Raw genomic sequence first — 16563 nt, forward strand, 5'->3', positions numbered from 1 at the left:
TGCCTGCAACGCGACGCCGACCGCCGCGAGCGTCGCGCCGACAATCGCGGCGAGCAGCGCACGCGGCATCCGGATCAGCCAGACGATGCTGTCGTCGCCCATGCCGGTGGCCAACGATGCGGTCGCGCCGAACGCGGACGCGACGTGCGCGGCGACGATCCGCGCGGCGACCGGCATCGAGATCGGCGCGGGGCCGAACGCGGCGGACACGACGATCGATACCGCCAGCAGCGCCATCAGAACGGCCGTCACCCTGCGCGGCCCGAACCGCGACACGCCGCCCCGCGCGCTCATCGCGACGGCGCGGCAAACGCGGCCGGATACAGCGCGCGCGCCAGCGCCTCGACGGCCGCGACGTTCTCCGGACCCGGCGTCGCCGCATCGTACGGAATCACGACGAAACGCCGGTCGCGGATCGCGGCGACACGCGCGAGCGCCGGCTGGCTCAGCAGGAACTGCTGCTTCTGCGCGGCCGTCACGGCCGAGTAGTCGACGATCACGATCGCCTGCGGATCGCGCGCGACCACGCTTTCCCAACCGACCTGCGTCCAGCTGCGCGGCACGTCGTCCATCACGTTGCGCGCACCGGCCGCCGCGAGCAGCGCGCTCGGCATCGCGAGCCCGCCCGCGGTCATCGGCTTGTCGGTGCCGCTGTCGTAGACGAACACGCGCAGCGGCGCGGGCCGGCCGATCGCGCGCGACACCGCCGCGAGGCGCGCGCGCATGTCGGCGACGACCTGCGCGGCGCGCGCGTCGACACCGAAGATCCGGCCAAGATTGGTCAGGTCGCGGAACACGTCGTCGAACGACGCGGGCGGCCGCTTCATCACGTGCGAGCACGATTCGGTCAGCTCATACGTGCGGATGCCGAACGGCGCGAGCGTCGCCGGCGTCACCGCGCCGCCGACATGCATCCCGTAGTTCCAGCCCGCGAGATAGAAGTCCGCACGCGCGGCCGCCAGCACCTCGAGCGACGGATACTGCGCGGCCAGCTCCGGCACGCCGCGCAGCGCGTCGTGCACGCGCGCGGTACCGGTCTTCCAGCCGCCGATACCGGTATAGCCGACGAGCCGGTCCTTCAATCCGAGCACGAGCATCATCTCGGTCAGGTTCACGTCGTTGCTCACCGCGCGCGTCGGCGCGCGCTCGAACGTCACGTCGCGATCGCAGCTGCGTACGGTAACGGGATACGCGCCGGCATGAGCGGCCGCGCAGCCGAATGCGACAGCAGCGACCAGCGAGCGAGCAAGCAGGCGGGAAAGCGAGGCACGCCGCGATCGGCGGCATGAAACGGAGAACGGCATGATGGTCATTCCGGATGAAGCGGCGTGATGCGCGGCCGGCCCGTGACCGGATGGCGATCGACGAGCGCGGCGACGCCGAACACGTCGCGCAGCAGTGCATCGGTCAGCACGTCGGACGGCGTGCCGGACGCGACGACGCGCCCGTGCGCGAGCACGTGAAGCCGGTCGCAGTACGCGGCCGCGAGATTGAGATCGTGAATCGTCGCGAGCGTGGCGATGCCGAGGCGCCGCACGCGCGCGAGCAGTTCGAGCTGGTGACGCAGGTCGAGATGGTTGGTCGGCTCGTCGAGGAGCAGCAGTTCGGGCTGCTGAGCAAGCGCGCGCGCCAGCAACGCGCGCTGCTTTTCTCCGCCCGACAGCGACGCGAAACGTTGCGCGCGGCGCTCGATGAGGTCGACGTCTCGCAACGCGGCTTCGACGATCCGGCGATCGTCGGCGCTCTCCCCCTCGAACGCGCGCTGGTGCGGCGTGCGTCCCATACCGACCAGTTCGTCGACCGTCAGCCCGAAGTCGTCGGGCGTCTCCTGCTGGAGTACGGCGACGCGCTGCGCGAGCGCGCGCGGCCGCATCCGCCATACGTCCTGCGCATCGAGCGCGATGCGGCCCGCGTCGGGCCGCGCATAGCGGAACACGCAGCGCAGCAGGCTCGTCTTGCCGCTGCCGTTCGGGCCGACGAGCCCGACGAACTCGCCTTCGGCGACGGTGAGCGTCACGGCGTCGAGCACGGCGAGCGCGCCGCCGGGCGACCAGCTCACGCGCTCGATATCGAGCCTGTGCATCACGGGCGGCCTTCCGCGGCGAGCGCGCCGGAGCTCGCCATCACGCAACCCGGCAGCGTCGTGCACCCATGCGCGGCACGTGCACGCCGGCCCCCGTCGTTACGATCCGATGCGCAATCGCGTCGCGCGCGGCGCACGGTCCTGTTCCTGGTCTTCGTCACTTCGTATCGATCTTCGCGTGGCTTGGCCGCAGGCGGCCGTGCCCGGCAAACCGGGCCGGCCTGCGGCGAATGCGTCAGATGATACAATATATCACTTCGGTCGTCAGGACTTTGTCAGGTCGAGCACGGGACGGCCCAACCGGAATCGACATGACGAACGAGCCGCCGCCGTTCGTGCGGCGCGCTCACGCGCAGCGATGCACGGGCACCTCAGCGGCCAACGCAGCGCCCGAGCGGGCCGTCGCCGCCGGGTCGGGTGTCAACGCGATCACGCGTCCGGCAGGATCACGACCTTGCCCTTGACCTGCCGGTTCGCCATGCGCGCGATCGCGTCGGCCGCACCCGACAGCGGCACGCGTTCGGTGATCGCCGGCCGCACCTTGCCGGCAGCGAACCATTGCGCAAGCTGGCGCATGTTCACCATGTGCTGCGCGGGATCGCGCCGCACCGCGTCGCCCCAGAACACGCCGAGAATATCGCGCTCCTTGAGCAGCGCCAGGTTCAGCGCGATCTTCGGAATCTCGCCGGCCGCGAAACCGACCACGAGGAACCGGCCGCGCCAGGCGGTCGCGCGCAGCGCCGCCTCGCTGTACGCGCCGCCGACCGGATCGTAGACGACGTCCGCGCCGCGCCCGCCGGTCAGTTCGTCGACGCGGCGCCGCAGGTCCTCGGTCGCATAGTCGATCGTGTCGTCGGCGCCGGCTTCGCGGCACAGCGCGAGCTTGTCCGCGCTCGACGCGGCAGCAATCACGCGCGCGCCCAGCGCCTTCGCGATCTCGATCGCCGCCAGCCCGACGCCGCCCGCCGCACCCAGCACCAGCAGCGTCTCGCCCGGCTGCAGACGCGCGCGCTGCTGCAGCGCATGCAGCGACGTTCCGTAGGCCAGCACCAGCGCCGCGCCCTGCTCGAACGTCATCCCCGGCGGCAGCGCCGCGATCTGGTGCACGTCGGCCACGCACTGCTCGGCGAAGCCGCCGTGCCCGGTGAACGCGACCACCTCGTCGCCCGGCCGCCATGCGCTCACGCCGTCGCCGACCGCGTCGATCACGCCGGCGAATTCCGCACCGGGCGAGAACGGCAGCGCCGGCTTCACCTGATACAGCCCCTGGACGATCAGCGCATCGGGGAAATTGAGCGACGCCGCCTTCACGCGAATCCGCACCTGGCCCGCGGCCGGCTCGGGAATCGCGACGTCCTCGATACGCAAGCGGTCGATCGGGCCGAATGCGGTACACAACAGGGCTTTCATGCTTTCCTCTCTCCTTGCGCGACGTCGCCGCGCATCGATACGGCAGCGGGACACGCCCGCGCGAGCGGCGCGCGACGCAGGCACACCGGCCTGCACCGCGGCACCGTCATCCGTGCATCGCGGCGCTCAGAACCACGCGTCGCGCATCTCGAGCGTCGTCGTATCGACGCTCGCCAGCAGATCGAGCTGCGCATCCACCTTCGGCAGTTCCCAGCGAAAGAAGTAACGCGCGGCGGCACGCTTGCCGTCGTGGAAATCGCCGTCGCGCCCGTGCGCGGCAAGCGTCACGTCGAGCCACAGCCACGCAACGACCAGATGGCCGAACGCCTCCAGGTAGACGCTCGCATTCGCGAGCCGTACCTGCGGATCGTCAAGCGCGGCCAGCGCGCGCGTGAGCTCGACGAGCCGCGCCCAGCGCCGCGCGAGCGCATCGGCATGCGAGCGCGTGTCGCCGTCCGCGGCCCGTGCGCGTCGGACCGTCGCGCCGATGCGCGCATCGAGCGTGCGCAGCAGCGCACCGTCGTCCTGGCCGACCTTGCGGCCCAGCAGGTCGAGCGCCTGGATGCCGTGCGTGCCTTCGTGGATCGGGTTCAGGCGGTTGTCGCGATACAGTCGCTCGACCGGGTAGTCGCGCGTATAGCCGTAGCCGCCATGCACCTGGATCGCGAGATCGTTGGCCGCGAGGCACCACTGCGACGGCCAGCTTTTCGCGATCGGCGTCAGGATGTCCAGCAGCTGCGCGGCCTCCGCGCGCACCGCCGCATCGTCGTGCGCGCGCGCTTCGTCGACGAGCCGCGCGCAGTACAGGATCAGCGCGAGCCCGCCTTCGACGTACGCCTTCTGCGCGAGCAGCATGCGCCGCACGTCCGGATGCGCGACGATCGGCGCCTGCGGCGCGGCCGCGTCCTTGCCGGCCGGTCCGAGCGCACGCCCCTGCGGCCGGTTGCGCGCGTAGTCGAGCGCGTGCAGGTAACCGGTGTAGCCGAGCGCCACCGCGCCCGCCCCGACGCCTATGCGTGCCTCGTTCATCATGTGGAACATGTAGGCGAGGCCGTGATTCGGTTCGCCGACCAGATAGCCGATCGCACCGGCGCGGCCCTGCGGCCGATGGCGCGTGCCTTCGCCGAAGTTCAGCAGGCAGTTGGTCGTGCCGCGATAGCCCATCTTGTGATTCAGGCCGGCCAGCACCACGTCGTTGTGCTCGCCGCGCGCGGCGCCGTCGTCCGTCGGCAGGTACTTGGGGACGATGAACAGCGAGATGCCGCGCGTGCCGGGCAGAAGCCGGCCCTGTTCGTCGGGGATCTTCGCGAGCACGAGATGGACGATATTCTCCGCCAGCTCGTGCTCGCCGCCGGAAATCCACATCTTGTTGCCGGTGATCCGGTAGCGCGGGCCGAGCGGCGACGCGCACTCGAAATCGGCGCGCGTGACGATGTCGGACAGCGACGAGCCGGCCTGCGGCTCCGACAGGCACATCGTGCCGAAGAAGCGCCCTTCCAGCTCGGGACGCCCGAACGCATCGATCTGCGCGGGGCTGCCGTGCGCGAGCAGCAGGTTGGCGTTCGCGACCGTGAGGAACGGATACGCGGCGGTCGCGATGTTCGCGGCCTGGAAGAACAGGAACGATGCGGCTTCGACGAGCTTCGGCAACCGCATCCCGCCGAACGCTTCGTCCTGGCCCGCGGCGATCAGGCCAGCAGCCGCGAAGGCCCGCACGGCCGGCTCGACTTCAGGGATCAGCGTCACGCGCTCGCCGTCGAACCGCGGCTCCTCGCGATCGCCGCGCGCCGCATGCGGCGCGAACAGGTCGGCGGCGATTCGCTCGCTGGTATCAAGCACCGCATCGAAGGTCTCGCGGCTGTGCTCCGCATAGCGCGGCAGCGCGCCGAGCGCGTCGGCATCGAGCCAGTCGTACAGCAGGAACGCGAGATCGCGTCGCGACATCAGCAGGCTCATCGTGACGCCCTCCGCGTGGCTAGCCATTCCCGCATCGCCGACGGCCGCTCGTGCGCGGTCCGGCCGTGCGCGGCCCGGTCGATCCGCGGGTGCTCGATCGATGCATGCTCCATCACATCTGTCTCCTGTCGACCAGAGTTAGCGCTTTAGCGCTTACTCTGGTCCCATGCTTCGCGGTCGACCAGAGTTAGCGCTTTAGCGCTTATTCTGGTCCCATGCTTCGCGGTCGGGCGGCGCGCCGGCGCGCCCGTGGGCGCCGGTTGCCGGCACCGGATGATTGGGTCGGTGACTGCAAGTGCTGGCGGAGAATTTAGCACGGTCGTTCGCAAACAACAATGCTCCGGTCTTGCGCCGCCGTCCGGCGAGCGCATGGGTTCGATCGATGGGCGGCGCCAAGGGCGCCGCAAGCCCGTGCGCGCGCCGCACCCTGCCCATGGCCCGGCGCGCGACAGCGTATCAACCCGCCTGTTGCTTCGCGAGCTGATCGGCGACGGGCAGGCTGCGAATCCGCGTGCCGGTTGCCGCGAAGATCGCGTTGGTCAGCGCCGGCGCGACCGGCGGCAGGCCCGGCTCGCCCACGCCGCCGAGCGGTGTCGCATAGTCGTCCGGCGCGACCAGATGCACGCGGATTTCACGCGGCGCCTCGTTCATCCGGAGCACCTGGAAGCCGTTGAAGTTGCTCTGCTCCGGTTGCCCGTCCTTGAACGTGATCTCGCCGTGCAGCGCGATGCCGAGCCCCATCACCACCGCGCCTTCGAGCTGCGAGCGCACGCGCTCCGGGTTGACCTGCGGCCCGCAGTCGATCGCGATGTCGACGCGCGGCACCGAAATCGCGCCGTCCGCGGCCACCTGCACTTCGCACACGACCGCCGTGTACGACACGAAGCTGCGATGCGCGGCGATCCCCAGCCCGTGCCCCTTCGGCAGCTTGCGGCCCCAGCCGGCTTCGCGCGCGACCGTCTCGATCACGCGCCGCAGCCGTCCGGTATCGACCGGATACAACGCCGGATCCTCGCCGTAGTTCACGTTCTTCACCGTGATGTGCGGCTCGGAACGCCGCGCCGGCCCGATCAGGTCGAGCAGGAAATCCTTCGGGTCGCGGCCCGCCGCGTGCGCGAGTTCCGACACGAAGCTCTGGATCCCGAACGCGTGCGGAATGTTGTACACCGAACGGAACCAGCCGATCCGCGTGTGCGCTTGCGCGGCTGGGTTCTCGATCCGTACGTTCTGGACTGCGAATGGAAGATCGGCGATACCTTGCGCGAGCTCGCCCGGCTGCTCGTGCACGACGCCGGCCCTGAAGGTCGACTGGATCGACGGCGCGACCGTGCGATGCTGCCACGCGACCACCTTCCCCGCCGCATCGAGGCCGCCGTCGAACGCTTCCAGCGACACCGCATGGAAATAGTCGTGCGCGATGTCGTCCTCGCGCGTGAACGTCAGCTTGACGGGCGCCCCCACCGCCTTCGACAGCAGCGCGGCCTCCACCACGTAGTCCGGTTTCGACTTGCGGCCGAAGCCGCCGCCGAGCAGCGTCACGTTGACCGTGACGCGCTCGGTCGGCAGCGCGAGCGCCTTCGCGATTTCGTCGCGCGTGGTCTGCGGCGCCTGTGTGCAGGTCCATACTTCGCAGCGGCCGTCGGCCACGCGCGCGACGGCCGCGGGCGGCTCCATCGTCGCGTGCGCGAGATGCGGAATGTAGTACGTCGCACGCACCCGCTTCGCGGCGCCCGCCAGCGCCGCGGCCGTATCGCCGTCGTTGCGGATCACGTCGCCCGGCTGCGCGGCGGCCGCTTCGAGCGTCTTGCGGTAGGCCACCGAATCGTAGCCTGCGTGCGGTCCGTGCTTCCAGTCGATCTTCAGTCGGGCGCGCGCCTGGATGGCTGTCCACGTGTCGCGTGCGATCACGGCCACGCCGCCGAGCGGCTGGAACCCGGACGGCAGCGGCGCAGACGCGAGCTGCACGACCTTGACGACACCCGGCAGCTTTTCCGCGGCGGACGCGTCGAACGATGCGACCGTATCGCCATAGGCCGGCGGACGCGCGACGACCGCGTACAGCATGCCGTCGAGCCGCGTGTCGATCCCGTAGTGCGCGCGGCCGCCGACGATGTCGCGTCCGTCGATCAATGCCGTTTCGCCCTTGCCGATATAGCGGAACTCGGCCGGCGCCTTCAATGCCACGCTCTGCGTATCGGGTACGGGCAGCGCGGCCGCCTTCGCGGCCAGTTCACCGAACCCGAGCTTGCGCCCGGTTTTCGTATCGACGACCTCGTGCACCGTCGCCTTTACTTGACGCACGTCGACGCCCCAGGTCGCCGCCGCGGCCTGCTCGAGCATCGTGCGCGCGGCCGCCCCCGCGCGGCGCAGCGCCGCGAAACTCTGGCGCAGGCTGCGCGAACCGTCGGTGTTCTGGTTGCCGTAGCGCGGCTCGTCGCCGACGGCCTGCGCGACCTTCACGCGTGCCCAGTCCGCGCCCAGCTCGTCCGCGACCACGAGCGCGACGCTCGTGCGCACGCCCTGCCCCATCTCCGAGCGAATGCAGGTCACCGTCACCGTGCCGTCCGGCGCGATCGCGACGAACAGGTGCGGATCGTCACGCAAGCCGTGCGGCATGCCCGCACCGCCGTACTGCGGATTCGGGCTGACCGGCGGCTGCGCCGGCGCGGCCGCGCGCGCAAGCGACGGCACGCCGAACGCGAGCAGCAGTCCGCCGGATGCGAAGCCGAGCAGCAATGCGCGGCGGCTTTCGTTGTGGACGGAGAGTTCCGGCGCGTTCATGCGGCACCTCCGCGGCGCACCGCCAGCCGGATCGCCGCGCGAATGCGCGTATAGGTACCGCAGCGGCAGATGTTGCCGGACATCGCGTCGTCGATGTCGGCGTCGCTCGGATGGGGATTCGTCTTCAGCAGCGACGCGGCCTGCATGATCTGCCCGGACTGACAGTAGCCGCATTGCGCGACGTTCAGTTCCTGCCAGGCTTGCTGCAGCGGATGGTTCACGTCCGTCGACAGGCCCTCGATCGTCGTCACCTTCTTGCCGGCGGCGGCCGCAACGGGTGTGATGCACGACCGGATCGCGACGCCGTCGAGATGCACGGTGCATGCGCCGCACAGCGCCATTCCGCAGCCGAACTTGGTGCCCGTGTGGCCGAGGACATCGCGCAGATACCAGAGCAACGGCATGTCGGGATTGCCATCGAAATGCCGTTCGCCACCGTTGACGGTCAGCGTGATCATCGTTCACCTCCTGGTTGCGACGCCGCGTCGCGCGGGCGTCGTGTGGGGATTTGAACGGCGCTGGGCACATTCCGAACGACCAGGTAGGCCTGACGCCGTTTCGTTTTCCGGATTGTGTCGGTGACGGCGCAATCGGGGCGATGCTGCCGCCTGGTTGCCTGTGCAACGGTTCGGCGGGATTCGCGCGACTGCTCGTTCGCGGGGGATCGCCGCGCGTATTATCAGACGAATCGCGGTTTGTCGTCAGAACGGGGCGGTTTGGGGGCAACAGGGGGAATTCCGCGAATCTGCCGCACACAAGATGGACGCGCGCGTCTCGGCATTTCGCGCATGCCTGCGTGGGCCGGGCGTCAGGGATTTCGCGGGACCGGTATCGGCGCAGTCAGGGCGCAATCCCGTGCTGCAATGCGCCGCCGATCCAGCGCTCCTCCGACGCTTGAAGATGGGCGCGCATCGCGGTTTGCGCAGCGATCGGATCGCCCGCTTGCAACGCCTTCAGGATGTGCTCGTGCTCGCGCACCGCGGCAGCCCAGGTTTCGGGGCTTTCCGAATGTCCGCGAATCGCGGCGGCGATCGGATCGTGTCGGCTATCGAACAATTCGCCCACGAAGCGGCTCAACACGGAGTTGCCTGCCACCTCCGCAATGAGCATATGAAACTGCCGGTCCGCGTCGACGGGCGATTTTCCCGCGACGGCAAGCCGCTTCATGCGCTCGACCGTGCGACGCAATCGGTCCAGCGTGGCTGCCGAGAATCGCGCCGTGGCCAGCACGATCACCGAACCCTCTATGGCACCGCGCGCCTGCATCAGCTCCGATGGGCTCTCTCCCAACGCGGGCACCCCGCCACCGTCGCTCTCGCCTGGATCGCGAACGTAGACCCCGGAGCCAAGACGTATCTCGATCTGGCCGCCGATTTCGAGGGCGATCAAGGCTTCGCGCAACGACGGGCGTGAGACCCCGAGCGTGGTCGCGAGCTCGCGCTCGGGCGGCAGTCGCCCACCGACGGGAATTCCACCCTGACGGATCAATGCGAGGATTTGCGCGGCCACGGATTGGTAAAGCCGCTTGGGTTCTGTCTGCTTCATGATCCGAAAAATGGGCGACCGAAATGGCCGGAGCTTCGCGTTCACGCGGAGTCTATCACGGCGGCGAAATCCCCAGCCAGCATGGGATAGACCCGGCTCAAGGGTTTACACCATTGGTATGGTCACTTCAAAATAATCACAATTGGTTTGACCAAATGAGCGCCCCACACTCAAATTCATTGCAACTGGACTGGCCAGTTGCCGCTCGACGACTGCCCCAGTGACCTACGGAGACACGCATGACCCCTGCCGACTTGCGGCAATCGCCACCCCTTTCGCGCGGCGGGCCGACTGCTCGAACCATCCTGCAGCTGCAGGGCGTGGGCAAGCGTTTCCCCGGCGTCGTGGCGCTCGACGGCATCGATCTGGATCTACGAGCGGGAGAAGTTCATGCCGTCTGCGGCGAGAACGGCGCGGGCAAGTCGACGCTGATGAAAATCATCAGCGGGCAATACCGCGCGGACGACGGCGTCGTCCTCTACGACGGGGCGCCCGTGCAGTTTTCGTCCGCCACCGACGCACAAGCCGCAGGCATCGCGATCATTCATCAGGAGCTGAACCTGGTGCCCCACTTGTCGGTGGCGGAGAACATCTACCTGGCGCGCGAGCCCAAGCGCGGCCCGTTCGTCGACTACCGCGCGCTGAACCGCGCCGCGCAGTTGTGTCTGCAACGAATCGGCTTGAACGTGTCGCCTACGACGCTGGTCGGCGCGCTCTCGATTGCGCAGCAGCAGATGGTGGAAATTGCGAAGGCGCTGTCACTCGACGCGCGGGTGCTCATCATGGATGAACCCACCTCGTCGCTGACCGAATCGGAAACGGTCCAGCTGTTTCGCATCATCAAGGAGCTTCGCAGCGACGGCGTCGCCATCCTTTACATCTCGCACCGACTCGACGAGATGGCCGAAATCGTGGATCGCGTCACGGTGCTACGCGATGGGCGCCACATCGCCACGAGCGATTTTGCATCGACGTCGGTGAACGAGATCGTCGCCCGCATGGTGGGCCGTCCACTCGACGATGCCTACCCGCCGCGTCGATCCACGCCCACCGAGCAGGTGCTGCTGAAGGTACGCGACCTGCAACGAACCGGCACGTTCGGCCCCGTGTCGTTCGAACTTCGCAAGGGCGAAATTCTCGGCTTCGCAGGGCTGATGGGAGCGGGACGCACCGAAGTCGCCCGCGCGATCTTCGGCGCGGAGCGGCCCGATGCTGGCTCCATCGTGCTGGGCGATACGCCTGTCGCGATCGGCTCCCCGCGCGAAGCCATTCGCCACGGGATTGCCTACCTGTCCGAAGACCGGAAAAAGGACGGCCTCGCGCTGGCGATGCCGGTCGCCGCAAATATCACGCTGGCCAACGTCGCAGCGATCTCGTCGCGCGGCTTCCTGCGTTTCGCGGAGGAAACGGCCATCGCAGAGCGTTACGTGCGTGAACTGGGCATCCGCACACCGACGGTCGCGCAGATCGCGCGGAACCTGTCCGGCGGGAACCAGCAAAAGATCGTCATCGGCAAATGGCTATACCGCGGCTCGCGCATCCTCTTTTTCGACGAGCCGACGCGCGGCATCGACGTCGGCGCGAAATACGCGATTTACGGGCTGATGGACCGCCTCGCGGCGGACGGTGTCGGCGTCGTCCTGATCAGTTCGGAACTGCCCGAGTTGCTCGGCATGACCGATCGCATTGCCGTGTTTCACGAAGGACGTATCACCGCGGTTCTTGAAACCGGAAAGACCAATCAGGAGGAGATCTTGCATCATGCATCAGGAAGAAGTCATGCTTGACATCACATCGGGTCGCACGCCGGCCGTCGATAAACAGGCACGGCAGCGCCGCCGCGACCTGATCCAGAAATTTGCCGCGCTGGGCAGCCTGGTCGTGCTGATCGTCGCGTTTTCGCTGACCAGCGCCGCATTCTTCTCCGTCGGCAACCTGATGACCGTCTCGCTTCAGGTGACGTCGATCGCGTATCTCGGCGTGGCCGCGACGTGCGTCATCATTACCGGCGGCATCGATCTGTCGGTCGGATCGGTCCTGGCGCTGGCCGGCGTCGCCGCCGCGCTGCTCGTCAAGGCCGGCATTCCGGTCCCCGTCGCGATGCTGGGCGGCATGCTGGTCGGCGCTGCATGCGGATGGGTCAACGGGATCTGCGTCACGCACATGGGGCTGCCGCCGTTCATCGCCACCCTCGGCATGATGCTGGTCGCCCGCGGGCTCGCGTTGCAAATCACCGGCGCCAGACCCGTGTCCGGGCTGGGCGACGCGTTCGGCGAACTCGGCAACGGCGCCCTTTTCAAGATCTCGCACATCGGGGCCGACGGCTTTCCCGACACGATCTTTCCTGGCATTCCCTACCCGGTCGTCATCATGGTGGCCCTGTTCGTGGCGGTCTCGGTGCTGCTGTCGCGAACGTCGCTGGGCCGCCACATCTACGCGGTCGGATCGAACGCGGAAGCGGCCCGTCTGTCCGGCGTGAACGTGCAAGGCGTCAAGCTTTTTACCTACGTCCTGTCCGGATTGCTCGCCGGCGCCACGGGCTGCGTACTGATGTCGCGCCTTGTCACGGCCCAGCCGAACGAAGGCGTGATGTACGAACTCGACGCCATCGCAAGCGCCGTGATCGGCGGCACGTCGCTGATGGGCGGCGTCGGCACGATCTCCGGCACCGCCATCGGCGCATTCGTGATCGGCGTACTGCGCAACGGCCTGAACATGAACGGCGTGTCGAGCTTCATCCAGCAGATCATCATCGGCGTCGTCATTCTCGGCACCGTGTGGATCGATCAACTCCGCAACCGGAAGTTGTAATCACAAGACGAAGTTCCAACCACCAACAAGGAGCGAGACATGAAAAAACTATCTGTACTGGCAGCGGCGGCAATCTTGTGCGCGATGTTCGGCGCGCATGCGCAGGCCGCCGGAGGCGAAATTGCCGTGATCGTGAAGACGGCCAATTCGAACTACTGGCAGAACGTGCAAAAAGGCGCCACCGCCGCCATGGCCAATGCGAAGGGATACACGATGACGTTCCAGGGTCCCGCCGCGGAATCGGCGATCGCCGACGAAGTCAACATGGTCGAGAACGCCGTGAACCGGCATGTCGCCGGCATCGTCCTCGCGCCGTCCGATCCGGATGCACTCGTGCCGGCCATGAAGAAAGCATGGGAAGCGCATATTCCGGTGGTGTTGATCGACTCGACCGTATCCGATGCCGGCAAGCAGTACTACCAGTCGTTCCTGTCGACCGACAACGCGAAAGCCGGCGAACTCTGCGCGAAAGCGATGATCGACCGCGTCGGGCAGACTGGCAAGGTCGCGGTCATGTCGTACGTGCCGGGCGCCGGTTCGGAACTCGGCCGCGTCGGCGGATTCCGCAAGTACATCGCCGCGCATTCGAAGCTGCAGGTGGTGGGGCCGTTCTATTCGCAGTCGCAGATGGCGAACGCGCTGAACCAGACGACCGACGTCCTGTCGGCGAACCCCGACCTCAAGGGCATTTTCGGCGCCAACGAACCGACCGCCGTGGGGATGGGGCGCGCGCTGCAGCAGTCGGGCAAAGGTGGCAAGGTCGTGGCGATCGGTTTCGACGGCAATCAGGACCTCCAAGGGTTCGTTCGAGACGGCACGATTCAGGCCATCGCCGTTCAGAGCTCGTACCAGATGGGCTACAAGGGCATCGAGACCCTCGTCAACGTGATCGAGCGCAAGCCGGTGTCCAAGCAGGTGGATACGGGCGTGCTGATGGTCGAAAAGCAGAATCTCGACTCGCCCGCGGCGAAGAACGTCCTGTACTGACGAACGCGCCGTCGCGGCGGCTCTCTGCCGGGCCGCCCGTCGGCACCTCCTCCATTCACGCACACGCCATGAAAGCCATTGCAACGCACGCGCTACCCCGTAGCGGATTGGTCATGAGCACACTGGGCTTCGGTTGCTCGCAACTGGGCGGCCTCTACAAGTCGATGTCGGCCGCCGAGGCCCATGCGCTCGTCGACTGGGCGTGGGATGCCGGCATCCGCTATTTCGACACCGCGCCGTTCTACGGCTATACGCTGTCGGAGCGGCGCGTCGGACAATCGCTGCAGGCCCGGGCGCGCGAACGCTATGTACTGAGCACCAAGGTCGGGCGGCTCATGCGGGCCGACGATACGGTTCGGCCCGGCGACGACGGTTGGGCGCAGCCGTTGCCCTTCCGGCCTCACTTCGACTATACGTTCGACGGCATCATGCGTTCGTACGAGGACAGCCAGCAACGCCTCGGCATGCGGACGATCGACATCCTCTATGTGCACGATATCGGCGCCGCCACGCACGGCGATCGGCATGCCCACTACTGGGAACAGCTGACCCGCGCAGGCGGATTCCGGGCGCTCGCCGAGCTGCGCGATGCCCGTGCCGTTTCCGCCATCGGACTCGGCGTCAACGAATGGGAAGTCGCCGTCGACGCGATGCAGGAAGCGGATCTCGACGTCATCCTCCTCGCGGGTCGCTACACGCTGCTCGAACAGGAGGCGCTTTCGCCCTTTCTCGATAGATGCGTGCGCAACGATGTCAGGATCGTCGCAGGAGGCGTCTTCAACTCGGGCGTGCTGGTCGGAAACGGCAAGTTCAACTATGCGGATGCGCCGGACGAAGTGGTCCGAAAGGTCGCGCGTCTCGCCAATGTATGTACCGACTTCGGGGTACCGCTTGCCGCGGCCGCACTTCAGTTTCCGCTGGCCCACCCGGCCGTTGTGTCCTGCGTAGTCGGGGCGCGCAGCATCGAGCAATTGCAGAAGAACATCGCCTGGCTCGAAACGCCGCTCCCGCCGGAGCTCTGGACTGCCTTGCAACGCGATGGGCTGATCGCCCCAGCCGCGCCGGTTCCGGAGGTGTGCGCGTGATGTTCCGAATCGACGCTCATCAGCACTTCTGGCAGATGGCCAGTCGCGAGGGTTATTGGCCCCCGCAAACGCTGAACGCCATCTATCGGGACTTCGGTCCGCAGGATCTCGAACCGCTGCTTGCGCAGGCCGATGTGCAGCGGACCGTCGTTGTCCAGTCGCTACCGACCCAGGAAGACACGCGCTATCTGCTCGACGTTGCATCCCGGACGAGCTTCGTGTCGGCCGTCGTCGGATGGGTGGACCTCAAATCCATGGATGCGCCGGCCCATATCGAGTCGCTCGCCCGTGATCCCAAATTCCGCGGCATTCGTCCGATGCTGCAGGATCTTGCCGATGACGACTGGATCGACGATCCGGTTCTCGAGCCGGCCATCGACGCCGTGCTCGCGCACGATCTCGCTTTCGATGCACTCGTCACGCCGCGCCATCTGCCCGCGCTGCTCGCGTTCGCGCGCCGCTACCCTCGCCTGCGCATCGTGATCGATCACGCCGCCAAGCCGCCGATCGCATCGGGCCGAAGTGAAGCGTGGCACGTCGCGATGAGCGAACTCGCCGCGCATCCGAACGTGCACTGCAAGCTCTCCGGACTGTGGACGGAAGCCGGCCCGAATCCCGAGCTCCTGCTCGTCGAGCCGTACGTGCGCGCCGTCTGCGAGTGGTTCGGCGCGTCCCGTCTGATCTGGGGCAGCGACTGGCCCGTCTCCCGCCTTGCCGGCCATTTTGGTGACTACGGGGCCTGGCTCGCATGGTGCGAACAATGCTGCGACCGCTTCCTCGGGCCCGACGCACGTGCGCGCGTTTTCGGCGGCAATGCATGCCACTTCTACAGAATCGATCGGCCGTCCGGCGATCAATACGCTCAATAACGAGGACGTCACCATGCTCAGCATCATTTGCGAATCGCCCGGCGTACTGCGCCACGAAGATCGCGCTCCGCCCTCCCGCGCCGATGGCGAGATATTGTTGCGCGTGCAACGCGTGGGTATTTGCGGCACCGACATGCACATCTATTCGGGCAATCAACCCTACCTGCAATATCCGCGCGTCATGGGCCACGAACTGTCCGCCATCGTGGCCGAGGCCGATCCCGGCGCGCATGTCGCGCCCGGCGATGCGGTCTACGTGATGCCCTATCTGTCGTGCGGACAGTGCATCGCGTGCCGACAGGGCAAGACCAACTGCTGCGTCAACATCAAGGTGCTCGGCGTGCATCGTGACGGCGCGTTGACCGAATATCTGTCGGTGCCCGCGCAGTTCGTGCACAAGGCCGAAGGGGTCACGCTGGACCAGGCGGCAATGATCGAATTCCTGGCCATCGGCGCGCACGCGGTGCGGCGTGCTGCCGTGTCCGCAGGCCAAAGAATCCTCGTGGTGGGTGCGGGGCCGATCGGCATGGCGGCGATGCTGTTCGCCAAGCTGAGAGGCGCACACGTCACGTGCCTGGACACACGTGCCGATCGCCTTGCGTTCTGCCGCGAACACTTCGCCGTTGCGACGGTGCAGACGGGGCCGAACGACGTCGACGAATTGTCGACGATGACCAACGGCGAGTTCTTCGACGTGGTGTTCGATGCGACGGGTAACGTCAAGGCCATGAATCGCGGTTTCGAGTTCATTGCCCACGGCGGCAAGTACGTGCTGATTTCGATTGTCCCGGGCGAGATCACGTTCTCCGATCCGGAGTTTCACAAGCGCGAAGCAACCCTGCTCGGCAGCCGCAACGCCACCGCCGAAGACTTCGAGACGGTCCTCGACGCGATGCGCGCCGGCCGCATTCCGGACAAGGCGCTCAATACGCATCGGATGAACCTGTCGGACGTACCCGTCGAGTTCCCGAAACTGATGGAACCCGGGCAGACCGTCGTCAAGGCGCTGGTCGAGTGCTGACCGAATTCGCGGGAA

14 protein-coding genes are annotated in these 16563 nt (G+C 67.4%); 6 read left to right on the forward strand and 8 right to left on the reverse strand.

Annotated features, from left to right (window positions below; all coding sequences use genetic code 11):
• From F3J14_RS06265 to F3J14_RS06300, 8 genes are all read right to left on the reverse strand, one after another.
• Positions 1-294 (reverse strand): iron chelate uptake ABC transporter family permease subunit (locus F3J14_RS06265; RefSeq protein WP_166722271.1); only part of this gene is annotated, 294 nt, incomplete at its 3' end.
• Positions 291-1304 (reverse strand): ABC transporter substrate-binding protein, encoded by a 1014-nt coding sequence (locus F3J14_RS06270; RefSeq protein WP_166722272.1) that lies wholly within the window; start codon positions 1302-1304, stop codon positions 291-293. The genes F3J14_RS06265 and F3J14_RS06270, both read right to left, overlap by 4 nt.
• 5 nt (positions 1305-1309) lie before the next feature.
• On the reverse strand, positions 1310-2083 hold the full coding sequence (locus F3J14_RS06275) for an ABC transporter ATP-binding protein (protein WP_166722324.1): 774 nt from the start codon (positions 2081-2083) through the stop codon (positions 1310-1312).
• 429 nt (positions 2084-2512) lie between these two features.
• The gene (locus F3J14_RS06280) at positions 2513-3493 is read right to left on the reverse strand and encodes an NADPH:quinone oxidoreductase family protein (protein ID WP_166722273.1); all 981 of its coding nucleotides are present in this window, start codon (positions 3491-3493) and stop codon (positions 2513-2515) included.
• 126 nt (positions 3494-3619) lie between these two features.
• Positions 3620-5449 carry an acyl-CoA dehydrogenase gene (locus tag F3J14_RS06285; RefSeq protein WP_166722325.1) on the reverse strand — a complete coding sequence of 610 codons (1830 nt, stop codon included), beginning with the start codon at positions 5447-5449 and terminating at the stop codon, positions 3620-3622.
• A 456-nt stretch (positions 5450-5905) separates the two neighbouring features.
• Positions 5906-8230: a xanthine dehydrogenase family protein molybdopterin-binding subunit gene (locus F3J14_RS06290; RefSeq protein WP_166722274.1), complete on the reverse strand. Its 2325-nt coding sequence runs from the start codon at positions 8228-8230 to the stop codon at positions 5906-5908.
• The gene (locus F3J14_RS06295; protein ID WP_006754739.1) at positions 8227-8688 is read right to left on the reverse strand and encodes a (2Fe-2S)-binding protein; all 462 of its coding nucleotides are present in this window, start codon (positions 8686-8688) and stop codon (positions 8227-8229) included. Before F3J14_RS06295 ends, F3J14_RS06290 begins: the two co-directional genes overlap by 4 nt.
• A gap of 382 nt (positions 8689-9070) precedes the next feature.
• Complete coding sequence (locus F3J14_RS06300; RefSeq protein WP_166722275.1) at positions 9071-9775, reverse strand: FadR/GntR family transcriptional regulator; 705 nt, start codon at positions 9773-9775, stop codon at positions 9071-9073.
• Positions 9776-10014: 239 nt separating this feature from the next.
• On the opposite strand from F3J14_RS06300, the gene F3J14_RS06305 reads away from it, so the two are divergent.
• The 6 genes from F3J14_RS06305 to F3J14_RS06330 all read left to right on the forward strand — a co-directional run bounded on the left by F3J14_RS06305 (position 10015) and on the right by F3J14_RS06330 (position 16548).
• Positions 10015-11562, forward strand: coding sequence for a sugar ABC transporter ATP-binding protein (locus tag F3J14_RS06305; protein ID WP_166722276.1), 1548 nt, complete (start codon positions 10015-10017; stop codon positions 11560-11562).
• Positions 11555-12586 (forward strand): ABC transporter permease, encoded by a 1032-nt coding sequence (locus F3J14_RS06310; protein WP_041491144.1) that lies wholly within the window; start codon positions 11555-11557, stop codon positions 12584-12586. The genes F3J14_RS06305 and F3J14_RS06310 overlap by 8 nt, the downstream gene beginning before the upstream one ends.
• A 39-nt stretch (positions 12587-12625) precedes the next feature.
• Positions 12626-13573: an ABC transporter substrate-binding protein gene (locus F3J14_RS06315; RefSeq protein WP_166722277.1), complete on the forward strand. Its 948-nt coding sequence runs from the start codon at positions 12626-12628 to the stop codon at positions 13571-13573.
• A 113-nt stretch (positions 13574-13686) separates the two neighbouring features.
• Complete coding sequence (locus tag F3J14_RS06320) at positions 13687-14658, forward strand: aldo/keto reductase (protein ID WP_247682147.1); 972 nt, start codon at positions 13687-13689, stop codon at positions 14656-14658.
• Positions 14655-15527, forward strand: coding sequence for an amidohydrolase family protein (locus F3J14_RS06325; protein ID WP_166722279.1), 873 nt, complete (start codon positions 14655-14657; stop codon positions 15525-15527). Before F3J14_RS06320 ends, F3J14_RS06325 begins: the two co-directional genes overlap by 4 nt.
• Positions 15528-15540: 13 nt before the next feature.
• On the forward strand, positions 15541-16548 hold the full coding sequence (locus F3J14_RS06330) for a zinc-binding alcohol dehydrogenase family protein (protein WP_166722326.1): 1008 nt from the start codon (positions 15541-15543) through the stop codon (positions 16546-16548).
• Positions 16549-16563 lie beyond the last annotated feature (15 nt).

Source organism: Burkholderia sp. Tr-862 (genome assembly GCF_011753085.1).
Classification (GTDB): domain Bacteria; phylum Pseudomonadota; class Gammaproteobacteria; order Burkholderiales; family Burkholderiaceae; genus Burkholderia; species Burkholderia ambifaria.